The sequence below is a fragment of the Pseudoalteromonas sp. UCD-33C genome (assembly GCF_001306895.1).
Taxonomy (GTDB): domain Bacteria; phylum Pseudomonadota; class Gammaproteobacteria; order Enterobacterales; family Alteromonadaceae; genus Pseudoalteromonas.
The window spans coordinates 73411-96610 of the sequence record NZ_LJTB01000009.1; the positions used below are offsets into that span (position 1 = coordinate 73411).

At 43.0% G+C, this 23200-nt stretch carries 17 protein-coding genes; 13 read left to right on the forward strand and 4 right to left on the reverse strand.

Going from position 1 to position 23200, the window contains the following annotated elements; all coding sequences use genetic code 11:
- Positions 1 to 8: 8 nt before the first annotated feature.
- The 9 genes from AOG26_RS15580 (at position 9) to tldD (ending at position 12682) form a co-directional block, all read left to right on the forward strand.
- Positions 9 to 2036, forward strand: a complete 2028-nt coding sequence (locus AOG26_RS15580; RefSeq protein ID WP_054563353.1) for an SUMF1/EgtB/PvdO family nonheme iron enzyme — start codon at positions 9 to 11, stop codon at positions 2034 to 2036.
- Between the two features lie 132 nt (positions 2037 to 2168).
- Positions 2169 to 3212, forward strand: coding sequence for a rod shape-determining protein (locus AOG26_RS15585; protein ID WP_054552787.1), 1044 nt, complete (start codon positions 2169 to 2171; stop codon positions 3210 to 3212).
- On the forward strand, positions 3212 to 4054 hold the full coding sequence (gene mreC / locus AOG26_RS15590; RefSeq protein ID WP_054563354.1) for a rod shape-determining protein MreC: 843 nt from the start codon (positions 3212 to 3214) through the stop codon (positions 4052 to 4054). Before AOG26_RS15585 ends, mreC begins: the two co-directional genes overlap by 1 nt.
- On the forward strand, positions 4047 to 4526 hold the full coding sequence (mreD, locus tag AOG26_RS15595; protein ID WP_054563355.1) for a rod shape-determining protein MreD: 480 nt from the start codon (positions 4047 to 4049) through the stop codon (positions 4524 to 4526). The genes mreC and mreD overlap by 8 nt, the downstream gene beginning before the upstream one ends.
- Positions 4526 to 5095 (forward strand): Maf family protein, encoded by a 570-nt coding sequence (locus AOG26_RS15600; RefSeq protein WP_054563356.1) that lies wholly within the window; start codon positions 4526 to 4528, stop codon positions 5093 to 5095. Before mreD ends, AOG26_RS15600 begins: the two co-directional genes overlap by 1 nt.
- 1 nt (position 5096) lies before the next feature.
- Positions 5097 to 6569 carry a ribonuclease G gene (rng, locus tag AOG26_RS15605; protein ID WP_054563357.1) on the forward strand — a complete coding sequence of 491 codons (1473 nt, stop codon included), beginning with the start codon at positions 5097 to 5099 and terminating at the stop codon, positions 6567 to 6569.
- The gene (locus AOG26_RS15610; RefSeq protein ID WP_054563358.1) at positions 6569 to 10426 is read left to right on the forward strand and encodes a YhdP family protein; all 3858 of its coding nucleotides are present in this window, start codon (positions 6569 to 6571) and stop codon (positions 10424 to 10426) included. The genes rng and AOG26_RS15610 overlap by 1 nt, the downstream gene beginning before the upstream one ends.
- On the forward strand, positions 10416 to 11246 hold the full coding sequence (locus AOG26_RS15615) for a carbon-nitrogen hydrolase family protein (protein ID WP_054563359.1): 831 nt from the start codon (positions 10416 to 10418) through the stop codon (positions 11244 to 11246). Before AOG26_RS15610 ends, AOG26_RS15615 begins: the two co-directional genes overlap by 11 nt.
- Positions 11243 to 12682 carry a metalloprotease TldD gene (gene tldD, locus AOG26_RS15620; RefSeq protein WP_054563360.1) on the forward strand — a complete coding sequence of 480 codons (1440 nt, stop codon included), beginning with the start codon at positions 11243 to 11245 and terminating at the stop codon, positions 12680 to 12682. The genes AOG26_RS15615 and tldD overlap by 4 nt, the downstream gene beginning before the upstream one ends.
- Positions 12683 to 12736: 54 nt before the next feature.
- On the opposite strand, the gene AOG26_RS15625 is transcribed toward tldD, so the two are convergent.
- Positions 12737 to 13468: a glutaredoxin family protein gene (locus tag AOG26_RS15625; protein ID WP_054563361.1), complete on the reverse strand. Its 732-nt coding sequence runs from the start codon at positions 13466 to 13468 to the stop codon at positions 12737 to 12739.
- A 225-nt stretch (positions 13469 to 13693) separates the two neighbouring features.
- The gene (gene gorA / locus AOG26_RS15630; protein ID WP_054563362.1) at positions 13694 to 15055 is read right to left on the reverse strand and encodes a glutathione-disulfide reductase; all 1362 of its coding nucleotides are present in this window, start codon (positions 15053 to 15055) and stop codon (positions 13694 to 13696) included.
- Between the two features lie 151 nt (positions 15056 to 15206).
- On the opposite strand from gorA, the gene prlC reads away from it, so the two are divergent.
- From prlC to AOG26_RS15650, 4 genes are all read left to right on the forward strand, one after another.
- Positions 15207 to 17258 (forward strand): oligopeptidase A, encoded by a 2052-nt coding sequence (prlC, locus tag AOG26_RS15635; protein ID WP_054563363.1) that lies wholly within the window; start codon positions 15207 to 15209, stop codon positions 17256 to 17258.
- Between the two features lie 109 nt (positions 17259 to 17367).
- Positions 17368 to 18546, forward strand: a complete 1179-nt coding sequence (locus tag AOG26_RS15640; RefSeq protein WP_054563364.1) for a response regulator — start codon at positions 17368 to 17370, stop codon at positions 18544 to 18546.
- Positions 18547 to 18589: 43 nt separating this feature from the next.
- Complete coding sequence (locus AOG26_RS15645) at positions 18590 to 19345, forward strand: class I SAM-dependent methyltransferase (RefSeq protein ID WP_054563365.1); 756 nt, start codon at positions 18590 to 18592, stop codon at positions 19343 to 19345.
- Positions 19346 to 19494: 149 nt separating this feature from the next.
- Complete coding sequence (locus AOG26_RS15650) at positions 19495 to 21435, forward strand: methyl-accepting chemotaxis protein (RefSeq protein WP_054563366.1); 1941 nt, start codon at positions 19495 to 19497, stop codon at positions 21433 to 21435.
- A gap of 104 nt (positions 21436 to 21539) precedes the next feature.
- On the opposite strand, the gene AOG26_RS15655 is transcribed toward AOG26_RS15650, so the two are convergent.
- Both AOG26_RS15655 and AOG26_RS15660 read right to left on the reverse strand, forming a co-directional pair.
- Positions 21540 to 22385, reverse strand: coding sequence for a fumarylacetoacetate hydrolase family protein (locus AOG26_RS15655; RefSeq protein WP_054563367.1), 846 nt, complete (start codon positions 22383 to 22385; stop codon positions 21540 to 21542).
- A 17-nt stretch (positions 22386 to 22402) separates the two neighbouring features.
- Positions 22403 to 23179 carry an SDR family NAD(P)-dependent oxidoreductase gene (locus AOG26_RS15660; protein WP_054563368.1) on the reverse strand — a complete coding sequence of 259 codons (777 nt, stop codon included), beginning with the start codon at positions 23177 to 23179 and terminating at the stop codon, positions 22403 to 22405.
- Positions 23180 to 23200 lie beyond the last annotated feature (21 nt).

Here is a 23200-nt window from a genome sequence, read left to right on the forward strand (position 1 = left end):
TGGAATATATGCGAATTGCTCCTTTATCTCTGTTAATTTCAGTTAGTTTGCTAGCAACTAGTGCATTTGCACAAGATACTGCTACGGTAACTGGCATTGAATCAGAGATCAGTAAAAAACAAGCCGAATACGATAACTCGACCTTAATCCTCGAAAAACACCTAAAAGAAGAAAGTCAGTTACAAAAACAACTCGAATTATTGCGCGCCCGCTCAACTGAGCTAGATAAAGAAAAAAACCAAGCGCTAGATGCAATGAACGAGATGTACCGCCGACTTATTGATGACCCAACTCTTGATATCAGCAATGCGCAGTCGCGCTATCAAAAAGCTGTGGTTGATCACAAACAAAACAAAGATGATATTTCGATGCAATTGGCGGCAATTGCTTCACATAGAAAAGACATTGAGCAAATTCGTGTATCAAAGCACACCCAGTTAAACACCTTAGAAAGTTTAAAAGAGCAGTTAGCAACGGCACGTGTTGAGCGTTTACGTAACGAATTCACTCGTGAAGGCACATTAGAGGTTAATCACACGATTAACTGTAAGCGCACCGAAACACTTGCTGCCTGTGAACAACGTGGCCAACAAATGGGCTTACAAAAAGCCACTAAACGTTTTGTAGACCAGATTTTTGCTAACTTAACTGAAGAGCGCTTAGTTGAGCCAAAACGTAACCTTGCCGGTGCACAAGTTAAGATTTTAAGTAGCCATGTCGTGAACAGCGCGTTCAGTGGTCAAGGTAACTACAACGTTAACTTAAGTGTGACGATGCGCGGTGATGTAAACAGCAGCCGTTTATGTAGCTTACTTAACTTAGATAATCGTTTTTGTGCTGACTATGGCACGCCACTGGCTGGTAACTTTCAGCCAAGCTACGGCACTACCTATTCAGATAGTCAGTTAACATTCAGTGACTCTCAGGATAATGGGCAGGTGGTATCGGTTTCACGTATGAGTGAGCAACCAGTAAGCGATTATTCTGTAAAAAAGCCAATAAAGGTTGAACCATTACCTGATCTAAAAAAATCTAAAATGGTTGAATTAACACTGCGTTCAAATGTTTATGACGACGAAGTGTTTATTGATGGTGTTAGCTATGGTGCAACTAGGTTAACGACATCATTACCAAAAGGTTTTCATGATATTGAAATTCGCAAACGTGGCTACAAAAGCTATAAAGCGCGAATTGATCTGCGTAAAGCACAAACCATTAATGCAAACCTAGTTAAAGTGCCAGAGCCTGTTGTTGCTGAAGTGACTGCTGCACCAGAGCAACCAGTAACAGCACCTGTTGCAAGTATTGTTAATAAAACCAGTTCTGCCAGCATTGTAGTTATTCCTGCTGGTAAATTTAAGATGGGTGACATTAACGGCAATGGTTTAGCGAATGAGCGCCCAGTGGTAGAAAAAACCATTGCTAACTCATTTGCAATGCAAAGCAAAGAAGTAAGCGTTGGTGAGTATGAGCAATTCGTTGCGAATACCGGCTATAAAACAGAAGCAGAAAAAGATCGCGGCTGTGCGTATTACTTAAATGGCGAACCAGTGTGGGAAGCAACCTTAAACTGGCGCAACCCAGGCTTTGATCAAGAAAGTGATTTTCCGGCGGTTTGTTTAACTTATAACGATGCCAAAGCATATGCAGATTGGTTGTCGGGTCAAACAGGTCAGCTATTTCGTTTACCAAACGAGGTTGAGTGGGAATACGCTGCACGTGCAGGTAAAGAAACTGAATACCCTTGGGGTAACGAAATTGGTAAGAATTTAGCGAACTGTGGCTGGTGTGGCAGCGAATGGTCAAACAAGAGCGCTGCACCAACAGGGTCGTTTTCTCCTAACGCATTTGGCCTATACGATACAGTAGGTAATGTGTGGGAATGGACAAACAAAAAGTCAGGGCAGTCTGATGTGGCTGTTCGAGGCGGTGCATGGAATTTTGCTCCTAGCCTAGCACGCGTATCAACGCGCTTAATCTTAGCGCCAGATTTTCGTGCAAACTATATCGGCTTCCGTTTAGTACGCGAACGATAAGAATTTAAAAAGGAAGCAATGGATGCTTCCTTTTTTAGCATTTTAATTAAAGCAGTTGCGCTTTTTCATGATTAGCATGATAGAGTGAGAGCAGCTAGTATAAGAACGAATTTTCAAAGGTCATCCAGCCTCATGTTTAAAAAACTCCGTGGTATTTTTTCAAACGATCTATCGATCGACTTGGGTACAGCCAATACCCTAATTTATGTAAAAGAAGAAGGTATCGTATTAAACGAACCTTCAGTTGTTGCTATTCGTCAAGAGCGTGCTGGTGGCCCTAAGAGCGTAGCATCTGTAGGTACCGAAGCTAAGCAAATGTTAGGTCGTACTCCGGGTAACATTAAAGCAATTCGTCCAATGAAAGACGGCGTTATTGCTGATTTCTACGTGACCGAAAAAATGCTGCAACACTTCATCAAGCAAGTGCATAACAACAACTTTATGCGCCCAAGCCCACGTGTACTTATTTGTGTGCCTTGTGGTGCAACGCAAGTAGAAAAACGTGCTATTCGTGAGTCTGCTATGGGTGCTGGTGCTCGTGAAGTATATCTAATTGAAGAGCCAATGGCTGCGGCTATCGGTGCTGGCTTACCAGTGTCTGAAGCAACCGGTTCAATGGTTGTTGATATCGGTGGTGGTACAACTGAAGTTGCCATTATTTCATTAAATGGTGTGGTTTACTCTTCATCTGTACGCATTGGTGGTGACAAATTTGATGAAGCTATCATCAACTATGTACGTCGTAACTTCGGTAGCTTAATTGGTGAAGCGACAGCTGAAAACATCAAGCACCAAATTGGTTCTGCTTTCAAAACAGACGAGCCTATTGAAATTGAAGTACGTGGTCGTAACCTTGCTGAAGGTGTACCGCGTTCATTCACGCTTAACTCACACGAAATCTTAGAAGCACTGCAAGAGCCATTAATGGGTATTGTGAGCGCGGTAATGGTTGCATTAGAGCAATCTCCACCAGAGCTTGCGTCTGATATCTCTGCTCACGGTATGGTATTAACCGGTGGTGGTGCATTATTAAAAGACCTAGACCGTTTATTAATGGAAGAAACCGGTATTCCAGTTGTGGTTGCTGATGATCCATTAACGTGTGTTGCACGTGGCGGCGGTAAGGCACTAGAAATGATTGATATGCACGGTGGTGACGTATTTAGCTACGACTAATGAAGTTACTTTTTGGTCGTACCATCTCTTTGCAACTGCGACTTTTTGTCGCAGTGCTTTTGAGTGTCGTGCTGATAGTGGGCGATCGCTACACTCAAGGTGGTACAACAATCCGCACCAGCCTAAACACTTTAGTTAGCCCACTTATTTACCTTGCCAACTTGCCCTATGAGTTATTTAGTATTGGCGCAAAGAACCTTCATACCCGCGAACAGCTTTTAACCGAAAATGAAGCACTTAAAAAGAAGCAGTTACTACAAAGCGAACAACTACAACAACTGTCATTTTTATCTCGTGAAAACGATAAGTTACGCGCTTTACTCGGTTCATCGGCTAAACAATCAAATCGTAAGATTATTGCACAAGTTCTCTCTGTTCATTCAAACCCGTATAGCCACCAAGTGGTTATTAACCGTGGTACAACGGATGGCTTAAGCGAAGGCCAAGCTGTGATTGACGAAATGGGGGTAGTGGGGCAAATCACTCAAGTGGGTTCAACTACCTCGCGCGTACTGCTGATGACAGATACAACCCACGCAACACCTGTGCGTATTTTACGTAACGATGTGCGTACCGTGGTTGAGGGGATTGGCAAAATCAACGTGGTAAAACTTTCGCATGTACCACATAGCCTTGATGTTCGTATTGGCGATATCTTGGTTACGTCAGGCCTTGGTGGTACCTTCCCAGAAGGTTATCCGGTTGCAGTAGTGACCGAAATTAACCGTGATGAAGGGCGTCCTTTTGCGCAGGTTTATGCTGAGCCAATTGCGCAACTTGACCGTATTCGCTTATTGGTTGTGCTGTGGCGTAATCAGCAGGAGAGCATCAGCAATGAATAGTCGTCACTTTTTGCTGATTGCTATCAGTATCTTCTTTGCATTGGTAATGGCATTAATGCCGTTGCCGATTTCGTTTGAACCATACCGCCCAGACTGGGTGTTAATGGTATTAATGTATTGGTCGTTAGCGGTGCCACACCGTTTAAATATTGGCACAGCTTGGGTCGTTGGTTTATTAATAGACCTTGCATCAGGCTCGCCACTTGGTGTGAACTCACTGACTTACTCGGTGTGTATATTTATCACTGCGAGTAATTTCCAAAAAATTAGAAACTTTTCTTTATGGCAGCAAAGCATTTTAATTGCTTTGTTTTTAACGCTTTACCACCTCATGCAATTTTGGCTGAACCACTTTTTAATGGGGGTTTATTTTAGCCCGCATTATATGTGGCCAGTGCTAACCGGCATGCTTTGTTGGTGGTGGATATTCTTAATTTTGCGTAAATATCGCCGTCATTTCAGGATTAGATAATGCAAACCGCAATTTATTTGGCGTCTGCATCACCGCGCCGAAAAGAGTTGCTCAGCCAACTTGGCGTTGAGTTTTCTCAATTTAGCGTTGATGCAGATGAAAGCCAATTCCCAAACGAAGCCCCGCGCGACTATGTAGAGCGTCTTGCCAGACTCAAGGCGCAATCGGGCGTTGCAATGGGTTACACTGACCGCCCAGTACTTGGCAGCGATACCGTGGTTGTCATTGATGATACCGCACTTGGTAAGCCGCTAGACCAAGCTGATTTTACCGCTACCATGAAGCGCTTATCTGGCCGTACCCATCAAGTGATGACGGCTGTGGCAATTGCTGATAGTGAGCAAGTAAAAAGCTGCCTTGTTGTCACCGATGTTACATTTAAACCGCTCAGCGATGCTGAAATTGATGCTTATTGGCATAGTGGAGAGCCGCAAGATAAAGCCGGTGGTTATGGCATTCAAGGCTTAGGTGGTCGCTTTGTTAGTCACCTTTCGGGTAGCTATTTTGCAGTTGTCGGCTTACCTTTATATGAGACAGAGCAGTTATTAAACGAATTTTTAAGAGGGTAACATGAGCACCGAATTACTGATCAACGTTACACCGAGCGAAAGTCGCGTTGCGCTTATCGAAAATGGCGTACTGCAAGAAATCCAACTAGAGCGTATTGGCAACCTTGGGATTGTGGGCAATATTTACTTAGGTAAAATCAGCCGTGTATTACCGGGTATGCAGGCTGCGTTTGTCGATATTGGCTTAGAGAAAGCCGCCTTTTTACATGCATCAGACATTGTAAACAGTGCCTCAATTGTAGAAGGCGTTGATGAGCAGCCAATCAAAAAAGTACAAGATATTCGTGAGCTTGTGCGCCAAGGCCAACATATCATGGTGCAAGTGGTTAAAGACCCGCTAGGAACCAAGGGCGCGCGCTTAACAACCGATATCACTATTCCTTCTCGTTATTTAGTGTTTATGCCAGATGCAACACACGTAGGTGTAAGCCAGCGCATTGAAACCGAAGAAGAACGTTCGCGTTTAAAGAAAATTGTTGCCGAATATGGTGATGATGACGGCAGCTTTATTGTTCGTACCGCAGCAGAAGGGGCATCGGAAGCTGAGCTACGTCACGATGCGGAATTCTTAAAAAAACTGTGGCAAAAAATCGTCACTAAGCGCAAAAAAACCAGTAAAGAAAGCATCTTGCATGAAGACTTAACACTGGCGTTTCGAACTCTACGTGACTACGTAGGTGAAGACATGGAGCGTATTCGTGTTGACTCAAAACTAACCTATCAAGAGCTTAAAGAGTTTACTGAAGAATTTGTGCCGCTGTTATCGGGAGCATTAGAATACTACCCAGGTGAGCGACCTATTTTCGATTTATTCGATGTTGAAACCGAGATCCAAAAAGCACTGCATCGTAAAGTTGAGCTTAAATCGGGTGGTTATTTAATTATCGACCAAACCGAAGCGATGACAACCGTTGATGTAAATACCGGTGCGTTTGTTGGCCATCGTAACCTAGAAGAAACCATTTTTAATACTAATATCGAAGCGACCTCAGCAATTGCTCGTCAGCTACGTTTACGTAATTTAGGCGGCATCATTATCATCGACTTTATCGATATGGTTAGTGATGAGCACAAACGCCGGGTCTTACACTCACTTGAGTCTGCACTTGCAAAAGATCGTGCAAAAGCCAACATAAACGGCTTATCTGCACTAGGCTTAGTAGAGATGACCCGCAAGCGTACCCGCGAAAGCTTAGAGCACATTCTTTGTGATGTGTGTCCTGCGTGTTCAGGGCGCGGCTCGCAAAAAACGGTAGAAACGGTTTGCTACGAAATCTTGCGTGAAATCGTTAGGGTAAACCGTGCTTATGCAGCTGATAAGTTTATGGTTTACGCAGCTCCTTCGGTAAGCGAAGCATTGATCAACGATGAGTATCACAACCTTGCTGAGCTGGAACTATTTATCGGTAAGCAAGTCAGTATTCAAACAGAGAGTTTATATAACCAAGAACAGTTTGATGTGGTAATGATGTAATGAAGGCAAAAACGGTCTGCTTTTATTGTTTACGTAAGTTATGGCAAGTATTTGCCATTACTCTCGTACTGCTGGCCGTTATTGTCTCTGTGGTAAAGTATTCACTGCCATACGCAAATGATTATAAAGATGACATTGAAGCGTTTTTGTATGAACGCTTTGATGTAAATTTAGCGATTGGCTCAATCTCAGCCAGTTGGCATGGCCAAGGTCCAGCCTTAGTCATCGAAGATATTTCTTTTGAAGATAACCAAACCTCACCGATTGCACTCACCATTGATAAAGCGAGCCTTGAAGTTAATTTATGGGAGTCAGTAAAAACCCGTCAGCTTAAATCGAACTATTTTGTGATCAATGGTTTTCATGCTGATGTTGATTTACCCACTATGCTTGATTTGGGGAATAACCAGCAAACCAGCAACTTTGAGCAAAAAGAACTAATCGAAGGCTTATTCCTTGGTGAAACTGGTCACTTTGCGGTGCAAGACAGTAGCCTTAATTTTACCCTCAATGATGGTAAAGAGCGCAAGCTGATCCTCGAAAATATTGTCTGGCAAAATACCCCAGAGCAACATCAAGGCTCAGGCACGTTAGCCTTACCGGGAATTTCTGTTGGTAGTTTTGACGCCCGCATGGCGCTGAATGGTTCGACCCTCGAAACCATGGCTGGCGATATCTATGTGCAAGCAGCGAACGTTGATGTATCTAAGTGGCTGGCGCAATATATTAATACTGACAAGCAGCAGCTTACTTCAGACATCAATTTACAAACCTGGTTTAGTCTTGAAAAAGGCCTGATCAGCGATGTAAAAGTGCAGTGGCTACCGAGCTTTATCAATTGGCAACAAAACCAAGAAGCACACCAAATCAGTTTAAGCGAAGGTGGTTTTCATTTATTTCCTAAACAAAATGGCTGGCGCTTAAAAAGCACCGGGCTCACCTTTGAAAGTGACTTAAAACAATGGCCAACCTTACAGTTTGAAGCTCAACTTGGCGATAAAAGCCAAATTTGGTTAAAGCAATTTGATTTTGCATTACTGGCAAAGTTATCGCAGTTAAGTAATTTTGAAGTACTTGCCCCGTTTTTAGCCCGTCAACCCAATGGTCAGTTAAGTGATGCCTATCTTGAGTTGGGTCAGCAGGATAACTGGCAACTTTGGTTTCAGGGCGAACAAATCAATTGGCTGTCCCTGCAGGGCATTCCTGGCGGTCAGGCGATTCGTGTTGATGGCTTAATTAATCAATCAGCTGGGCGAATTCAGCTATATGGCGAGAACAATCAACTGCTAACAAACGGCAGCTTTAGCCAAGATATTGCCTACAATCAATTAAATGTAGAGCTCGACCTTCACCATTACGATGATGGCTGGCGCATTAGTAGCGATAATATCTGGCTTGATAACGACGAAGTGACTGTGGCTGCTGAGATGATGCTCAGCCTGACCGATGAACCGCGGTTAGATTTATATGCTGAAGCCTATGCCCCTGATGCCAAAGTCGCTGGGCATTATTTCCCGTTACCTGTAATGAGCGAAAAGCTGGTTAATTACCTTAATGACGCAATTAAGGGCGGTGAAGTCAATAAAGCTCAAGTGCTGTTTTCAGGGCCATTTAAAGGTTTCCCGTTTAAAGAGCAGCAAGGTCAATTTGAAGTGTTAGCGAATGTTGAAAACGCTAAATATAAGTTTTCACCAAGCTGGCCAGAAGTTGAAGATGCCAACGTCATTTTACATTTCGAAAATGAACGCATGGATATCTATAGCAAGTCGGGCAAACTGGTTAACCTCTCTCTAGGGGAGAGTGTTCATGTCAGTATTGCTGATTTAATGAATGCAGAAATCCTAAAAGTTGCCATTAATAAACGTGCTCATGGCGACAAGCTTAACCCGTTCTTTACGGCGACTCCGCTTGCTAAACCTTTGGCGAGTGTTTTTGAAGTTGTGCAACCACAAGGCGAAGCGACGGCCGATATTGAGTTGTTGGTTAATTTACGTTCGGGTCATGTTGATGCGATTGGTGAAGTTGAATTAGCTAATATTCCGGTTTACCTTGCACAGCCAGGGATCACGCTTAACCATATGACCGGTATTGTTAAGTTTAATAACGATAAAATCGACTTAAAAAATGCCAAAGCAGATTGGATGGGCATGCCACTCACAGCAAACTACAACAGTGAAAATGTGGCTGACACCTATCGCGCCGAAATTGAGGTAAAGCTGGGCCTTGAAGCTGAGCCTTTAATTGAACAAGCTCATGGTTTACTGGCCGGTTACTTAAGCGGTCAAAGTGATGTTGATATTAATGTGTCGCTTAACTTTTTACCAAATGACTTTAATTACCGCGCTGATGTGAGTGGTAATTTAATCGGTGTGACCAGCAAGCTGCCTGCACCTTATAACAAAAGCGCAGAGCAGAAATGGCCATTAACCGCAGTGGTACAGGGCGACCGTATTTCTAACTTGATCACCGCTAATGTTGATGAGCAGTTATTCTTTAATGCGATCTTAGATAACGGTGAAAAGAAATTTAGTAATGCCCATTTAATTTTAGGTGCGCAAGATTTAGGGCTTAATCGTGAAGGTTTTGCGGTATCTATCGATTTACCAAAAACCGAAATAGTGCCTTGGTTTGGCTTAATTGATCAAATTATTGCGCTTACCAAAGTTAAGTCTGATGCGCCAAGTGTGATGCCTGCGTTCAATAACGTAACGGGTAAATTTAACAAACTGGCACTACACAATATCGACTTTAATGATTTTGAATTTCGCTTAGCACCAAAGCAATCAGATTTAGAGCTAAAGCTAAATGCCAAAGAATTACGTGCCGACGCGCTTATTCCAACCGGTGAAACGCGCAGACCAATTCAAATTTTTACAGACTACCTGCGTATTAATTTTAACGAAGCCACAGAGCAAACAGAGCAAGACGCTGAACCAGAAGATTTAAGCTGGTTAACCCGAGTCCCAGCCATCGAGTTTAACTGTGAAGATTGTAAAGTGGCTGAGTATCAGCTTGATAAAATTAAAAGCAGCTTAGTTGGGGAGAACGATAAACTCTTGTTTACTGAGCTGGTCATCGACAAAGGTGACCACGTATTACGTGGTAAAGGACAATTTGCTGATGGGCAAACACGCTTTAGTGGTAACTTACAAAGTGACGATATTGGCGAGTTATTTGATGAGTTTGATATCACCACCACAGTAAAAGATTCAGATGCCAATATTAAGTTTGATCTTGCATGGCAAGGCGCACCTTATAGCTTTGATGTACCAAGTTTAGCTGGTGAATTAGATTGGCGTTTAGGTGAAGGGCACCTTGCTGAAATCAGTGATGGTGGTGCGCGAGTATTCTCTTTACTGAGTTTAGATTCGTTAGTGCGTAAGCTGAAACTCGATTTTAGAGATGTATTCTCGAAAGGTTTTTTCTATAACAGTATGCAAGGCACCATGCAGCTAGAAAAGGGCATAGCTTACACTCAAGATACCAAGCTTGATGGTGTACCTGCCGATCTAACGATTAAAGGCCATACAAACTTAAACACCTTTGAAATTGATTACGACCTAGCGGTTGCGCCGCAGGTGACGTCGAGTATTCCAGTGATTGTGGCATGGATGGTAAACCCGGTAAGTGGTCTTGCAGCGCTGGCAATCGATAAAGTGATTCATTCGGCGCGGGTGATCTCAGAGATCAACTTTAAAGTAACAGGTAGTATGAACGATCCTGTCGTTGAAGAAGTAGATCGTAAGAGCCGTGAAGTGACGTTACCGCAAGCCGCGCAAAGTCAGCCGCAGTCGTCGACGCAACTAAAATTAAAAGATGCCGCATCTTCAGCGAGTTTAGATAACAATGAAGGCTAACCCTCATCCACACGTTGTTGCAGTGCAAATGTGCTCAAGCATGAATGCTGAGCAAAACCTCGCTTTTTTAGCAGAGACATTGAATCAGTTACCTGCAAGCCGGCCATTGCTAGTGTGTTTACCCGAAAGCTTTTTGATCTTTAGTAAGCAAAGCCAAGCAAGTTATGAATTAGGTCTGCAAAGTGAGTCATATAAAGCGAAGCTTGCTGATTTATGTAAGCAACATGATATTTGGTTAGCTGCTGGAACCCTGCCTGTTTCACAGCAAAATGGTAAGTATTTAGCCGCCTCGTTTTTATTTAACAACCAAGGCGATGTGGTTGCGCAGTACAATAAAATTCACTTATTTGATGTGGATGTTGCCGACACTACGCGCAGTTACCGAGAGTCTGATGCGACGCAAGCAGGCAACGATATTGTGGTGGTCGACTCGCCATTTGGTAAAATTGGCTTAGCAGTATGTTATGATCTACGTTTTAGTGGCTTATTCACCGCCATGCAGCGCCAAGGGGCTGAGCTTATTTTAGTGCCCAGTGCCTTTACCACAGTCACCGGTGCTGCTCATTGGCATATTTTATTAGCTGCGCGTGCAATCGAAACACAATGCTATGTGGTTGCCGCAGCACAGTGGGGCGAGCACGAGAATGGCCGTCACACTTATGGCCACAGCATTATTATTTCACCATGGGGAGAGACGCTCAGTGAGCTTGCCTCTGGTACTGGGTTTATCAGCCATGAGCTTGATTTAAACCGCCTGAATACAATTCGCCAAGACATGCCTGTGCAGTCTCAGCAACGATTTAGAGAGCATTTATTATGAACACGGTTGAACAGCATTTATTACATGACAGCCAACTAACGAGAGAAGAATTAGAAAAAACGCTCGCTTTTATTCATCAGCACCAAGTTGACTATGCCGACCTGTATTTTCAATCAAGCCACCACGAATCTTGGGTGCTTGAAGATGGCTTAGTGAAAGAAGGCTCATACAACGTTGAACGTGGTGTGGGTGTGCGTGCTGTTAGCGGTGAAAAAACCGGTTTTTCATACTCAGATGCGATTAACCTTGAAGCGTTAAACAAAGCAGCAACGGCAGCGCGCAGCATTGCTAATGCAGGCGAAAACAAAACGATTCAGGTGTTTAGTGATGTTGCTGCTAAAGAGCAGTATGCACCGCATCAACCAATTCAAAGCATGAGCAACGATGACAAAGTAAGCCTGCTACGCGAACTTGAAAACTATATTCGTCAATTAGCACCGGATGCTGAGCAAGTGATCAGCTCAATGTCGGCGGTTTATGAAGAAGTATTAATTGCTGCAAGTGATGGCACCTTTGCCACCGATATTCGCCCGCTTATTCGCTTAAATTGCTCAGTGTTACTTGAGAAGAACGGTCGCCGTGAGCGCGGTGGTGCAGGGGGCGGTGCGCGTTTAGATTATGGCTATTTTAAAGAATTAGTCGATGGCAAACCGCGTTGGATGGAATATGCCGAAGAAGCTGTTCGCCAAGCAAAAGTAAACCTAGAAGCAATCGATGCACCTGCGGGTAGCATGGAAGTTGTGCTAGGCGCAGGTTGGCCAGGCGTTTTACTACACGAAGCAGTTGGTCATGGCCTAGAAGGTGACTTTAACCGTAAAGGCGCATCAGCGTTTAGCGGTAAAGTAGGTGAAAAGGTGGCATCTGAGCTGTGTACAGTCGTGGATGACGGCACTATTGCTGATCGCCGTGGTTCATTGAACGTGGATGACGAAGGGACACCAGCTGCGTATAACGTGCTTATTGAAAACGGTATTCTAAAAGGCTACATGCAAGATAAGCTAAATGCCCGTTTGATGGGTGTTAACCCTACTGGTAATGCACGCCGCGAATCGTATGCTCACTTACCTATGCCGCGTATGACCAATACGTATATGTTAGGTGGCGAGCACAGCCAAGCCGATATCATCAGCTCGGTGAAAAAAGGTATCTTTGCTCCTAACTTTGGTGGTGGCCAAGTGGATATCACGTCAGGTAAGTTTGTATTTAGCGCCTCTGAAGCTTACTTAATTGAAAACGGTAAAATCACGCAACCTATTAAAGGCGCGACACTGATTGGCAATGGCCCAGAAGTGATGCAGCAAATTTCGATGGTAGGTAATGACTTAGCCCTTGATAAAGGCGTTGGCGTATGTGGTAAAGATGGCCAAAGCGTACCTGTTGGTGTGGGTCAGCCAAGCCTTAAAATTGATAACTTAACTGTGGGTGGTACGGCTTAATAATCCTCACTAATAGTTAAAATGAACGCGAGGGTAATCCCTCGCGTTTTTGTATTAGCTAAATAGCATCCATATACCTGCGGCAATCATAAATAAGTTTTCACTCAGAGAGATAAAGCCGAGCGGCACATTACTGTCGCCACCAACACAGGCGCATTTCAGCTCTCGTTTATCGATATACACAGCCTTAATAACCGATACCGCACCTATACCACCAATAAATAATGAAAATGGTGCAACAGCTAAGGCGGGTAATTTAGCCACCATACCTATCGCTACATACGCCTCGATAAATGGATAAACATAGGCGTAGGGCACGACACGCATGGCCAATAGGTCATAGGTAATAAATGAGTTAGAAAAGCTGAATAAATCTTGCAGCTTTTGTATCGCTAATACCGCCATTGATAATGCAACGAACAGCATTAGGTTCTGCATGGAAAATAAAGTCTCACCGCTGGCATAAGTAAAACCACAGCTTAGTAGCATGGCCATTGCAAAAATCGCTAAAACAGGCGTGTAACTGGTGCCTTGTTGGCCAGCCTCAGGCAGATTAAAAAAGTCGCGCAAATCATCGTAACCACCAATGCGTTTATCATTGATAAAGGTTTGTGGTGTGGTTTTTACATCATGCTGCTGTTTGAATTCGTCAGTTTGCTCACGGCTGGTTAAATGACGATCATCAACATCGTAGCCATGACGCTCTAATAAATCTTTTGATTTTAAACCGAATGGGCAAATATGCTCATCGGTCACCATGCGATATAAAATTGCAGACTTAGACACAGTGCCTCCTTGTAAAAATGCCTTGTTTACTGCGTAATAATTGCTTAATTACACAGCAAACAAGGGCAAATTCTTGCTATAACTGGTTACTTTATTAACAGTTACAAGGTTTGTGCCAGCTTTAAGCATAAAAAAACCTTGTGGCAGTACCACAAGGTTTTAAAATAGACTCGCAACTCGCAACTCGCAACTCGCAACTCGCAACTCGCAACTCGCAAAGCTAGTTTATCTCATTGTTACAAACTCTTCAGAGCCAGTCGGGTGAATTGCCACAACAGCATCAAAGTCTGCTTTGGTTGCGCCCATCTTCATTGCAACGGCAAAGCCTTGGATCATTTCATCAACGGTAAAGCCAATGCCGTGTAAGCCAACAACTTTTTCGTCTTCGCCAGCACACACTAGCATCATGTTACATGCTTGACGGTGCTGAGTAACTGCTGTGTACATTGCTGCAAAGCTTGATTTATATACTTTAACGTTATCGCTGCCGTATTGATCAATCGCTTGCTGCTCTGTTAAACCAATTGTGCCGATTGGTGGATGGCTGAATACCACTGTAGGTACTAGCTCGTAATCCATTTTTAAATCATCAGGCAATTCTTTATTGAATAAACGCTCTGATAGAGTACGACCCGCTTTAACGGCTACTGGTGTAAGTTCAATACCGTTTTCGATGATATCGCCAACTGCGTATACGTTTTCAGCTGTGGTGTTTTGGAATTCGTCTACTTTAACGTAACCACCTTCAGTTACTTCAACACCTGCCGCTGCAAGGTTGATCTTGTCAGTTGTAGGTGTACGGCCAATTGCCCAAATAACTTCATCAACGTTTTGGCTGTGACCATTTTCAAAGTGAATTGTTAAGCTACCATCGCTTTCTTTAACCACTTCTTTTGGTGTGCACTCAGTGTGAAGAGTTGGGCCTTCTTTTGCCATAATATCGACAAGCGTATCAACGATGTATGGATCAAAAGTACGTAGTGGTTTGTTTTTACGAACAAACAGGTGTGTTTCTGTACCAAGGCTATGAAGTACACCTGCGATTTCAACGGCAATGTAACCAGCACCAACCACAGCAACACGCTTAGGCTGTGCGTCTAGCTCAAAGAAGCCATTTGAATCAATACCAAGCTCAGCGCCTGGGATGTTAGGAATAGTAGGGCGACCACCAACAGCAACAAGGATATGGTCTGCTGTGTATAGCTCACCGTTTACTTCAACTGTTTTGTTATCAACAAACTTAGCAAAGCCATTGATTACAGTTACACCATTGCTAGATAAGTACTTGTTGTAACCTTGGTGAATACGGCCAATATACGCTTCGCGGCTTTCAACTAATTTAGCCCAGCTGAAGCTTTTTAATTCAACATCAAAGCCGTAGTCAGGTGCATATGCGTTAATTGCTTCAGCAATTTGTGCGCCGTGCCACATAACTTTCTTTGGAACACAACCCACGTTTACACAGGTGCCACCCATGTGTTTTGCTTCAATAAGAGCGACTTTTGCGCCACGCATTGCTGCACGGTTTGCAGAGGCAATACCGCCACTACCACCACCAATTGCAATGTAATCAAAATGCTGAGCCATAGTTTGTCCTCAAAAATAGATAATTCTTTATTAATTAATCGATTTAGTAATAAGTTGATAATAGCATAATAAAGACCAAGGTTAAGCCCCTTGTATTTCATCAATTCGCCCCAACTTCAAAATCATCTTCGCATAAAATTTGAGAACGAAAATGACAATTGCAGAAAATAACCCACTCATTGGTTTAGAAGGGCTTCCGCCGTTTTCTAAAATTAAACCAGCACACGTAGTGCCAGCATTAAAAGCAGCGATTGCTGAGTGTCGTACCAAAATAGATGAGGTACTGGCAACTAAATCATACACATGGAATGATTTGGTGCTTCCGCTTGAAGAAGCTGATGACAAGTTATCACGCTTATTTTCACCGGTATCACATATGAATTCTGTCGTTAATAACGACGAGCTACGTGAAGCCTATGAGCAATGTTTGCCGTTGTTATCTGAGTATTCAACGTTTGTTGGTCAGCATCAAGGTTTATACGATGCTTACAACGAGCTTCACAACAGTGACGAATTTAAAACACTAACGATTGCCCAGCAAAAAACCATTACTAATGCACTGCGTGATTTTGAGCTCTCAGGTATTGCTTTAAAGCCTGAGCAACAAAAGCGTTATGGCGAAATCAGTGCGCGTTTATCTGAGCTGGCCTCTAAGTTTGGTAATAATGTAATGGATGCCACACTCGCTTGGCAAAAGCATATTACTGATGAAAGCGAACTGGCTGGCTTACCAGAGTCTGCGTTAGCCCTTGGTGCAGATACAGCTAAAAGCAAAGAGCTAGATGGTTGGGTGTTTACGTTAGATTTTCCATCTTACTTACCAATCATGACTTATGCTGATAACCGCGAGTTACGTGAAGAGTTTTACACTGCGTTTGTGACCCGTGCCTCTGATCAAGGCCCTAATGCCGGTGAATTTGATAACTCTGCCATTATGAGCGAAGAGCTTGCACTGCGTCATGAGCTTGCCGAGTTACTTGGCTTTAGCAGCTACGCTGACATGTCACTGGCAACTAAAATGGCAGAAACGCCTGAGCAAGTTTTCTCATTCTTAGAAGATTTAGCGGCTAAGTCTAAACCGCAAGCTGAGCAAGAGCTTGCTGAGCTAACAGCTTATGCAAAAGACAAGCACGGTGTGACGGAACTTGCTGCATGGGACTACGCTTACTACGGCGAAAAACTTAAGCAAGAAAAGTACGCGATTTCTGATGAAGTACTGCGCCCATATTTCCCTGCCAATAAAGTTTTAAGTGGCTTATTCACTACAGTTAATCGTTTATTTGGTATTAGTGTTAAAGAAGTCACAGAGTTTGATACTTACCACCCTGATGTACGTTTTTTCGAAATTTACGATAGTAGCAATACCTTACGTGGTCGTTTTTATCTAGATTTATACGCCCGTGATCGCAAGCGTGGCGGCGCGTGGATGGATGACTGCATGGGTCGTAAAGTACGTGCTAACGGCGAATTACAAACCCCCGTTGCGTACTTAGTGTGTAACTTTAATAAAGCTGTGGGTGATAAGCCTGCTTTGTTTACGCATAACGAAGTGACTACTTTATTCCATGAGTTTGGTCATGGTATTCACCATATGTTGACACAAGTTGATGCTGCGCCAGTTGCAGGTATTAACGGTGTTGCATGGGATGCGGTTGAGTTACCAAGTCAGTTCCTTGAAAACTGGTGCTACGAAGAAGAAGCGCTGAGCTTTATTTCGGGCCATTACGAAACAGATGAGCCGTTACCAAAAGAGTTATTAGATAAACTCCTAGCTGCGAAGAACTTTCAATCAGGTATGCAAATGCTGCGTCAGCTTGAGTTCTCGCTGTTTGACTTTACTATTCACCATACTTACAAAGCGGGTGAGCCATGTAACATTCAAGCAACTCTTGATGATGTGCGCAGTAAAACGGCCGTTGTTAAAGCGCCAGCATTTAACCGCTTTCAACATGGCTTTAGCCATATTTTTGCAGGCGGTTACAGCGCAGGTTATTACTCTTACAAGTGGGCTGAAGTACTTTCGGCTGATGCGTTTTCTAAATTTGAAGAAGAAGGCATCTTTAACCCAGCAACGGGCGAAGCGTTCTTAAAGAACATTTTAGAAAAAGGTGGCAGTGAAGAGCCAATGGAGCTATTTAAAAAGTTCCGTGGACGCGAACCGCAAGTTGATGCACTACTTAGACACAGCGGCATTGCTGCATAATAAAGTTTGTTGATCTAAAGCGCCGTAAGGCGCTTTTTTTATTAATATTTCTTCGCAAAATCACGCTCTCGTACTATCCTTCTTAAAAAAGAGTTTATAGGAATTAAGCATGTCAAAACTTGTATTAGCCATTGATGATGATAAATATATCCATCATGTGATTGAGGAATCGCTATCGGGCTTTTGCACACTGATCCATGCTAAAAATGGCGACGAAGGATTAAGACAGGCGTTAAAGTACAACCCTGATATCATCTTACTTGATATCGAAATGCCGGGTAAAACGGGCTTTGAGGTATGTAACGAATTAAAAGCTAACCCGCAAACAAAAGACACGCCTGTGATGTTTTTATCGGGTAAAGCTGACCTACCAGACCGTGTAAAAGGTTATAACGCAGGTGCTGCTGACTACATTGTAAAACCATTTAATGCTGAAGAGCTGATGGCACGTATTCGCGTGTTATATCAATATCGTCAGCACTCTAAAAAGCTTAAAAGTGATGTAGAGCGAGCGCAAATCACTGCCGAAATCGCGATGACAGACTCAGGTGATATGGGTCGCATTATGCGTTACGTTGGGCAAAGCTATCATGCACACGATATCAAAGCGTTATCTGAGCATATGTTTGAGTTTTTTAATCCGATGGAGCTCGATGTCGTACTGGCGTTTTGGTATCAAGATGTTGGCGTATTTTGTAGTGCTGAGGGTGGAGTGTGTCCACTTGAGCAAGAGCTACTCGAAAAACACCGTGATGCAAATCGCTTTGTTGATTTTAGCCATCGCACTATTATTAATTACCCTAAAGTGTCGATGCTGATCAAAAACATGCCACTTGATGATGCCCAGCTTTATGGTCGTTATAAAGATCTATTCCCGCATATTCTTGAAGTGACTAACGCCAAAGTACAAGATATGGAAAACAATGAGCGGGCACTGACTCAGGCGCAGCAAATTGGTAACTCGTTTAATGAGCTATCTGATCAAATGTACCAAAACAGTGATTCGCGCGAACATGCTGTAGAGAAATTTGCCGCCCAACTTGATGAGCTAAATAAGTCTATTGAGCAAAGTGGTTTATCGGGAAGCGACGAAGTCGCATTTCACTTGCAGCAATTAAAGCAAACTCAGCTGATTTTTACCTCACTCAATGAAGACTTATCGTTTATAAAGTTTCAGCTAAAGCACATTATCGAATCGCGTAGTGAGCTTTTAGCTAGCTTACAAAAAATGGCTGAGCCGAGTGAGACCGAAGATGTGACCTCACAAACGGATATCGAGCTATTTTAAGCCATGCTATACTGGCGGCGAATAATATAGCTCGGAGTTTTGCGTGGTAATTCATTGTCCTTTTAAAGAAATGCGTCCTTATTTAGATGCGATTGAGCAACGTTTTGGTTTGGCTAAGTGGGCTGAGCAAAATGCTGGCTTTTCGCTTCATTATGACGATCAAGGCTTGAGCTTGAAAAAAAAGGACGAGCCAAAGCTTGGTGCTATCCATGTTGATTTTGTAACTGGTGCCGCAGCCCATCGACGCAAGTTCGGTGGTGGTAAAGGGCAGGCTATCGCAAAAGCGGTTGGCTTAAACAAAGGTGCCACGCCAGTGGTGCTTGATGCCACTGCAGGCCTTGGTCGCGATGGCTTTGTACTGGCATCACTAGGCTGTAAAGTGATTTTGCATGAACGCCACCCAGTAGTTGCTGCGCTATTATTTGACGGCCTAGAACGCGCCTATAACGATGCTGAAATTGGCCCTTGGATGAAAGAAAACATGAGCCTAGTGTTTGGTTCTAGTCATACGTTACTGGCGCAGTGTAGTGATACTCCTGATGTTGTGTACTTAGATCCTATGTTTCCTCATCGTGAAAAATCGGCCCTCGTTAAAAAAGAAATGCGAGTATTCCAAGAGCTTGTTGGCGGAGATAGCGATGCCGATGATCTATTAGATTTTGCTTATCCGCTTGCTAGTAAGCGAGTCGTTGTAAAGCGCCCTGACTACGCCCCATTTCTAAATGATAAAACCCCGAGTATGCAAATCAAAACCAAGAAGAACCGCTTTGATGTATACGTAAAAGCTGCAATGGTCTGATACCATCCGCAATATTAAGCGAATTGGTATTTATTTAACTCTTTTGGGTTAGTTGCTATCGCCTTTACCTGTTATTTTTTATGGTTTACATCAAATTGTCATAAAAGGTTAATATTCTACGCGCGTAACGTTACTTGGGAATATCGTTTATGCGCGTGTCATCATTTACTCGGCTATTGGCCGTTTTACTCACACTCGCCAGTATCTTACTGGCAGCCACCCTGTTCTGGGCTAGTCAAACCTTACTCGGCTTAGAGCAGCAAGATAACGCTTATAATAAGCTGAAAAACACCATCATTATTGATTTAAAAAGTTACCTTGATGATTATTTAGAGCAAGGTGACAGCCAACACTTAAATAAAGCCTCAACGCTGATAAGCGATGTTAAAAAGCAGCATTTAGCTGAGCTACCAAATGATCTAGCGGGTCAACTAAATAGCCAACTGACAGCCCTCGATAAAGACATTAACGGTAAGTATCGCGCTTTAGGTAAGCTATCGGGTAACGAAATGGCACTGCTCGATAACTCGTTAAGACAAATGGCAGGCTCTGCCTCATCATTAATTGGCTATGCAAGTAAAGCCGAGCCGCAAACAGCGCTTGCGCTTGAATATTATCAACTTGCTGCTGACTACTACAGCGAAGTGACATCACTTGCTTTATATACTTACAAGTTAGTGATCAACTTTGATCAAGACACTAAAAACAGCCTTAATCAAAGTGTTGAAAACTTAAATGCCCTTGCTACTAAAATCGACAGACTCGAAAACCTAGGTGTAATGAGTGAAGTGGATGAAGACGCTTTATTTTTTGGCGAAGAAGCAGAAGACTTAGCCGGTGATATTAAAGCTGAGTTAACAAGCTGGCCTAAACGTTTCCCTCGTGATTTAGCATCAACACTTGAGCAAGCTGAGCAACGACAAACTGGCATGCAAGCACTGCGTAAACAAATCGGCGCGCTTTCAGCAACGGTGCTTGGTGCAGAGCAAAAACTAAAAGATGAACAAAGCGAGCTTAAGCAACAAGTGTTTATCGTGTTTTGTGTAGCCATTGGCATGCTGGTGGTTTTAGCCGCGGGTGTGTATTTCGTACAGCGTAACCAAGTGCTTAACCCTTTGCGCCAATTGCGTGATGGCTTTGCCTTCTTGATTGAAAGTAATGAGCTTAAAAACATTGAGAGTAATAACCCGAAAACCGAGGTTGGTGAAATTGCTCATTACTTTAATCAATTGATTGAGCGCCAGCGTGGTGAGGCAGAAGAGCGAGCACAAATGCTTAAGGTTATTAATGACTTTATGCTAGAGATGAGCGAGCACTTACATACCATTGCTCAGCAAACGGATGCCAGCCACTTTCAGGTTGAACAAAACCAAGGTTTACTTACTGATATTCAACACATTGGTGAGCAGGTCAATAACATTAATGGTCAAGTTGCTGATAACGCCAAACAAACCTTTGGTGCGATGGAGCAAAGCTTAGGCTTTGCCGACAGCATGTTAACCGCAAGCTCTCGCACTGAAGAGCGCGTTGAGCAAGGTCTAGCTAGCTTAAAAGAGCTATTAAAAGGCGTTGATGATGTTGGCCAAGTTATTGAGGTGATCAAAAACATTGCTGAGCAAACAAATCTACTGGCATTGAATGCCGCCATTGAATCAGCGCGGGCAGGAGAGCATGGTCGCGGCTTTGCCGTTGTCGCTGACGAAGTGCGTAAATTAGCAAGACAAACTCAAGGCTCACTGGATGATATTAACAGCCAGCTTAGTCGCTTAAGTGAAAACTCAACTATGGTATCAACACAAATTAGTGCGCTTGCGAGTGATGCCGAGTTACAAACGCAAAATGCCCAAGAGTTAAAGCGCAACTCAGAAGGGGTTGCCGAAAATGCACAAGACGCCAATAAAGTCGCGTTTGATGCCATGGAGCTTGCAAAGCAGCAAAATGCTTTACTCGAAAACTTTAGTCAGTCAATGCTCAGCATGAAAGGTCAAGTAAGCGAATCAAATGTTCTTGTGAGCGATATTCAACAACGGTTACATCAACAAATGAATACCATTAAAGAAAGTTTGGGTCTCAGACTGGCGGAGTTATAAAGACCAGATAAAGTGTATATTTTTCTTAATCAACCTGATGATAGTTAATTAGGCTCTATGTCCTTAAGAGCCTAATTATAAGCGACTGGGGTAATTGCGCTTATTTACTCGAAAGACACAACCGTTTGTTGTTGTACACCTAAACCTTCGATTCCAAGTTTAATCTTATCGCCATGCTCTAAGTATAAAGGTGGCGTTTGGCCAAGACCAACTCCAGGAGGAGTACCTGTTGAAATAACATCGCCAGGTTGCAAACTCATAAATTGGCTAAGATAACTCACAATAAATGCAGGTTTAAAGATCATGGTTTTAGTATTTCCATTTTGAAATAGTGTGCCATTTACCTCAAGCCACATTGGTAAATTTTGTGGATCGTCAATTTCATCTTTAGTCACGAGCCAAGGACCAATAGGTCCAAAGGTGTCACACCCTTTACCTTTATCCCATTGGCTACCGCGTTCTAGTTGAAAGTTTCTTTCCGATACATCATTACATACACAATAACCAGCAATATAGTCTTCAGCATGTTCTTCATCTACATAAGAGGCATGCTTACCAATAACGATAGCGAGCTCGACTTCCCAATCTAATTTTTGGCTATGTTTTGGCTTTATTATATTGTCATTAGGGCCACAAATGGCGCTAGTTGCTTTGCTGAATACTTCAGGTTCGCTGGGTATTGGCATGTTAGATTCAGCAGCATGGTCGGCATAGTTTAAGCCGATACATATAAACTTGCCCACATTACCCACGCAAGCACCAAGGCGAACAGGATCACTAACAAGAGGTAAGCTGTGTAGGTCTAGTTCGTGTAGTTTCTTTAAGGTTGAAGCTTCCAGAGTTGCCCCTTTTATATCGTCAATAATGCCACTTAGGCAGCGAATTTTACCTTCACCATCTACGATACCGGGTTTTTCTTGTCCTAATGGACCATATCTTAATAGTTTCATATTTACCTCTTTTAATCCTAGTTGTTTAATGTGACAAAGCCGCCATCAATTGGAAAATTACTGCCGGTGATAAATGCAGCATCATCAGAGCATAAGTAATCAATGAGTGATGCAATCTCTTCCGGTTGTCCCATTCGTCCAATGGGCTGGCTAGCAGATAGTTTTTCGAACATTTCTGCTTTGTTGTTGGGATAATTTTTCTCTAAGAAATTATCTACGAATGGAGTATGTACTCGCCCTGGAGAGATGCAGTTACATCGGATGCCATCGTTTATGTAGTCTTTAGCGACAGAGTAGGTCATGGTCAGTACGGCCCCTTTCGTCATTGAGTAGGCGAAACGGTCAGCTATTCCAACTGAAGATGCCACAGAAGCAAGATTGATGATTACCCCTGATTGTTTTTTTTTCATTTCATTTATAGTGGCATGTATGCAGTTATAGACGCCTTTAACATTGATATTGTACAAACGATCGAGATCTTGTTCGGTGGTTTGCTCAATATTGCCAATATGTGCTATGCCAGCATTATTGATAAGAATATCAATCGGGTGCTTTTCATTTATAGATTTGAATAATGCTGAAACTTGTTGGTGGTTTGCGACATCGACTGCGTAAGAAAATGCGTTTCCACCCAGAGTTAAAATTTCATCCATTACTTTATTGGCAGCATTAATATCCAAATCTACCACAAGTATTGTGATTCCTTTATTTGCTAAACGTAAACAAATACTCTTTCCGATCCCGCTACCACCGCCAGTTACAAGAGCGGTTTTTTGTGTTTTATTGTGTATCATTATTAAAAACCTTAAACAATT

Coding starts and splice junctions, on each gene's coding strand:
- AOG26_RS15580 (WP_054563353.1), top strand. CDS start 9: ATGCGAATTGCTCCTTTATCTCTGTTAATTTCAGTTAGTTTGCTAGCA.
- AOG26_RS15585 (WP_054552787.1), top strand. CDS start 2,169: ATGTTTAAAAAACTCCGTGGTATTTTTTCAAACGATCTATCGATCGAC.
- mreC (WP_054563354.1), top strand. CDS start 3,212: ATGAAGTTACTTTTTGGTCGTACCATCTCTTTGCAACTGCGACTTTTT.
- mreD (WP_054563355.1), top strand. CDS start 4,047: ATGAATAGTCGTCACTTTTTGCTGATTGCTATCAGTATCTTCTTTGCA.
- AOG26_RS15600 (WP_054563356.1), top strand. CDS start 4,526: ATGCAAACCGCAATTTATTTGGCGTCTGCATCACCGCGCCGAAAAGAG.
- rng (WP_054563357.1), top strand. CDS start 5,097: ATGAGCACCGAATTACTGATCAACGTTACACCGAGCGAAAGTCGCGTT.
- AOG26_RS15610 (WP_054563358.1), top strand. CDS start 6,569: ATGAAGGCAAAAACGGTCTGCTTTTATTGTTTACGTAAGTTATGGCAA.
- AOG26_RS15615 (WP_054563359.1), top strand. CDS start 10,416: ATGAAGGCTAACCCTCATCCACACGTTGTTGCAGTGCAAATGTGCTCA.
- tldD (WP_054563360.1), top strand. CDS start 11,243: ATGAACACGGTTGAACAGCATTTATTACATGACAGCCAACTAACGAGA.
- gorA (WP_054563362.1), bottom strand. CDS start 15,055: ATGGCTCAGCATTTTGATTACATTGCAATTGGTGGTGGTAGTGGCGGT.
- prlC (WP_054563363.1), top strand. CDS start 15,207: ATGACAATTGCAGAAAATAACCCACTCATTGGTTTAGAAGGGCTTCCG.
- AOG26_RS15640 (WP_054563364.1), top strand. CDS start 17,368: ATGTCAAAACTTGTATTAGCCATTGATGATGATAAATATATCCATCAT.
- AOG26_RS15650 (WP_054563366.1), top strand. CDS start 19,495: ATGCGCGTGTCATCATTTACTCGGCTATTGGCCGTTTTACTCACACTC.
- AOG26_RS15655 (WP_054563367.1), bottom strand. CDS start 22,385: ATGAAACTATTAAGATATGGTCCATTAGGACAAGAAAAACCCGGTATC.
- AOG26_RS15660 (WP_054563368.1), bottom strand. CDS start 23,179: ATGATACACAATAAAACACAAAAAACCGCTCTTGTAACTGGCGGTGGT.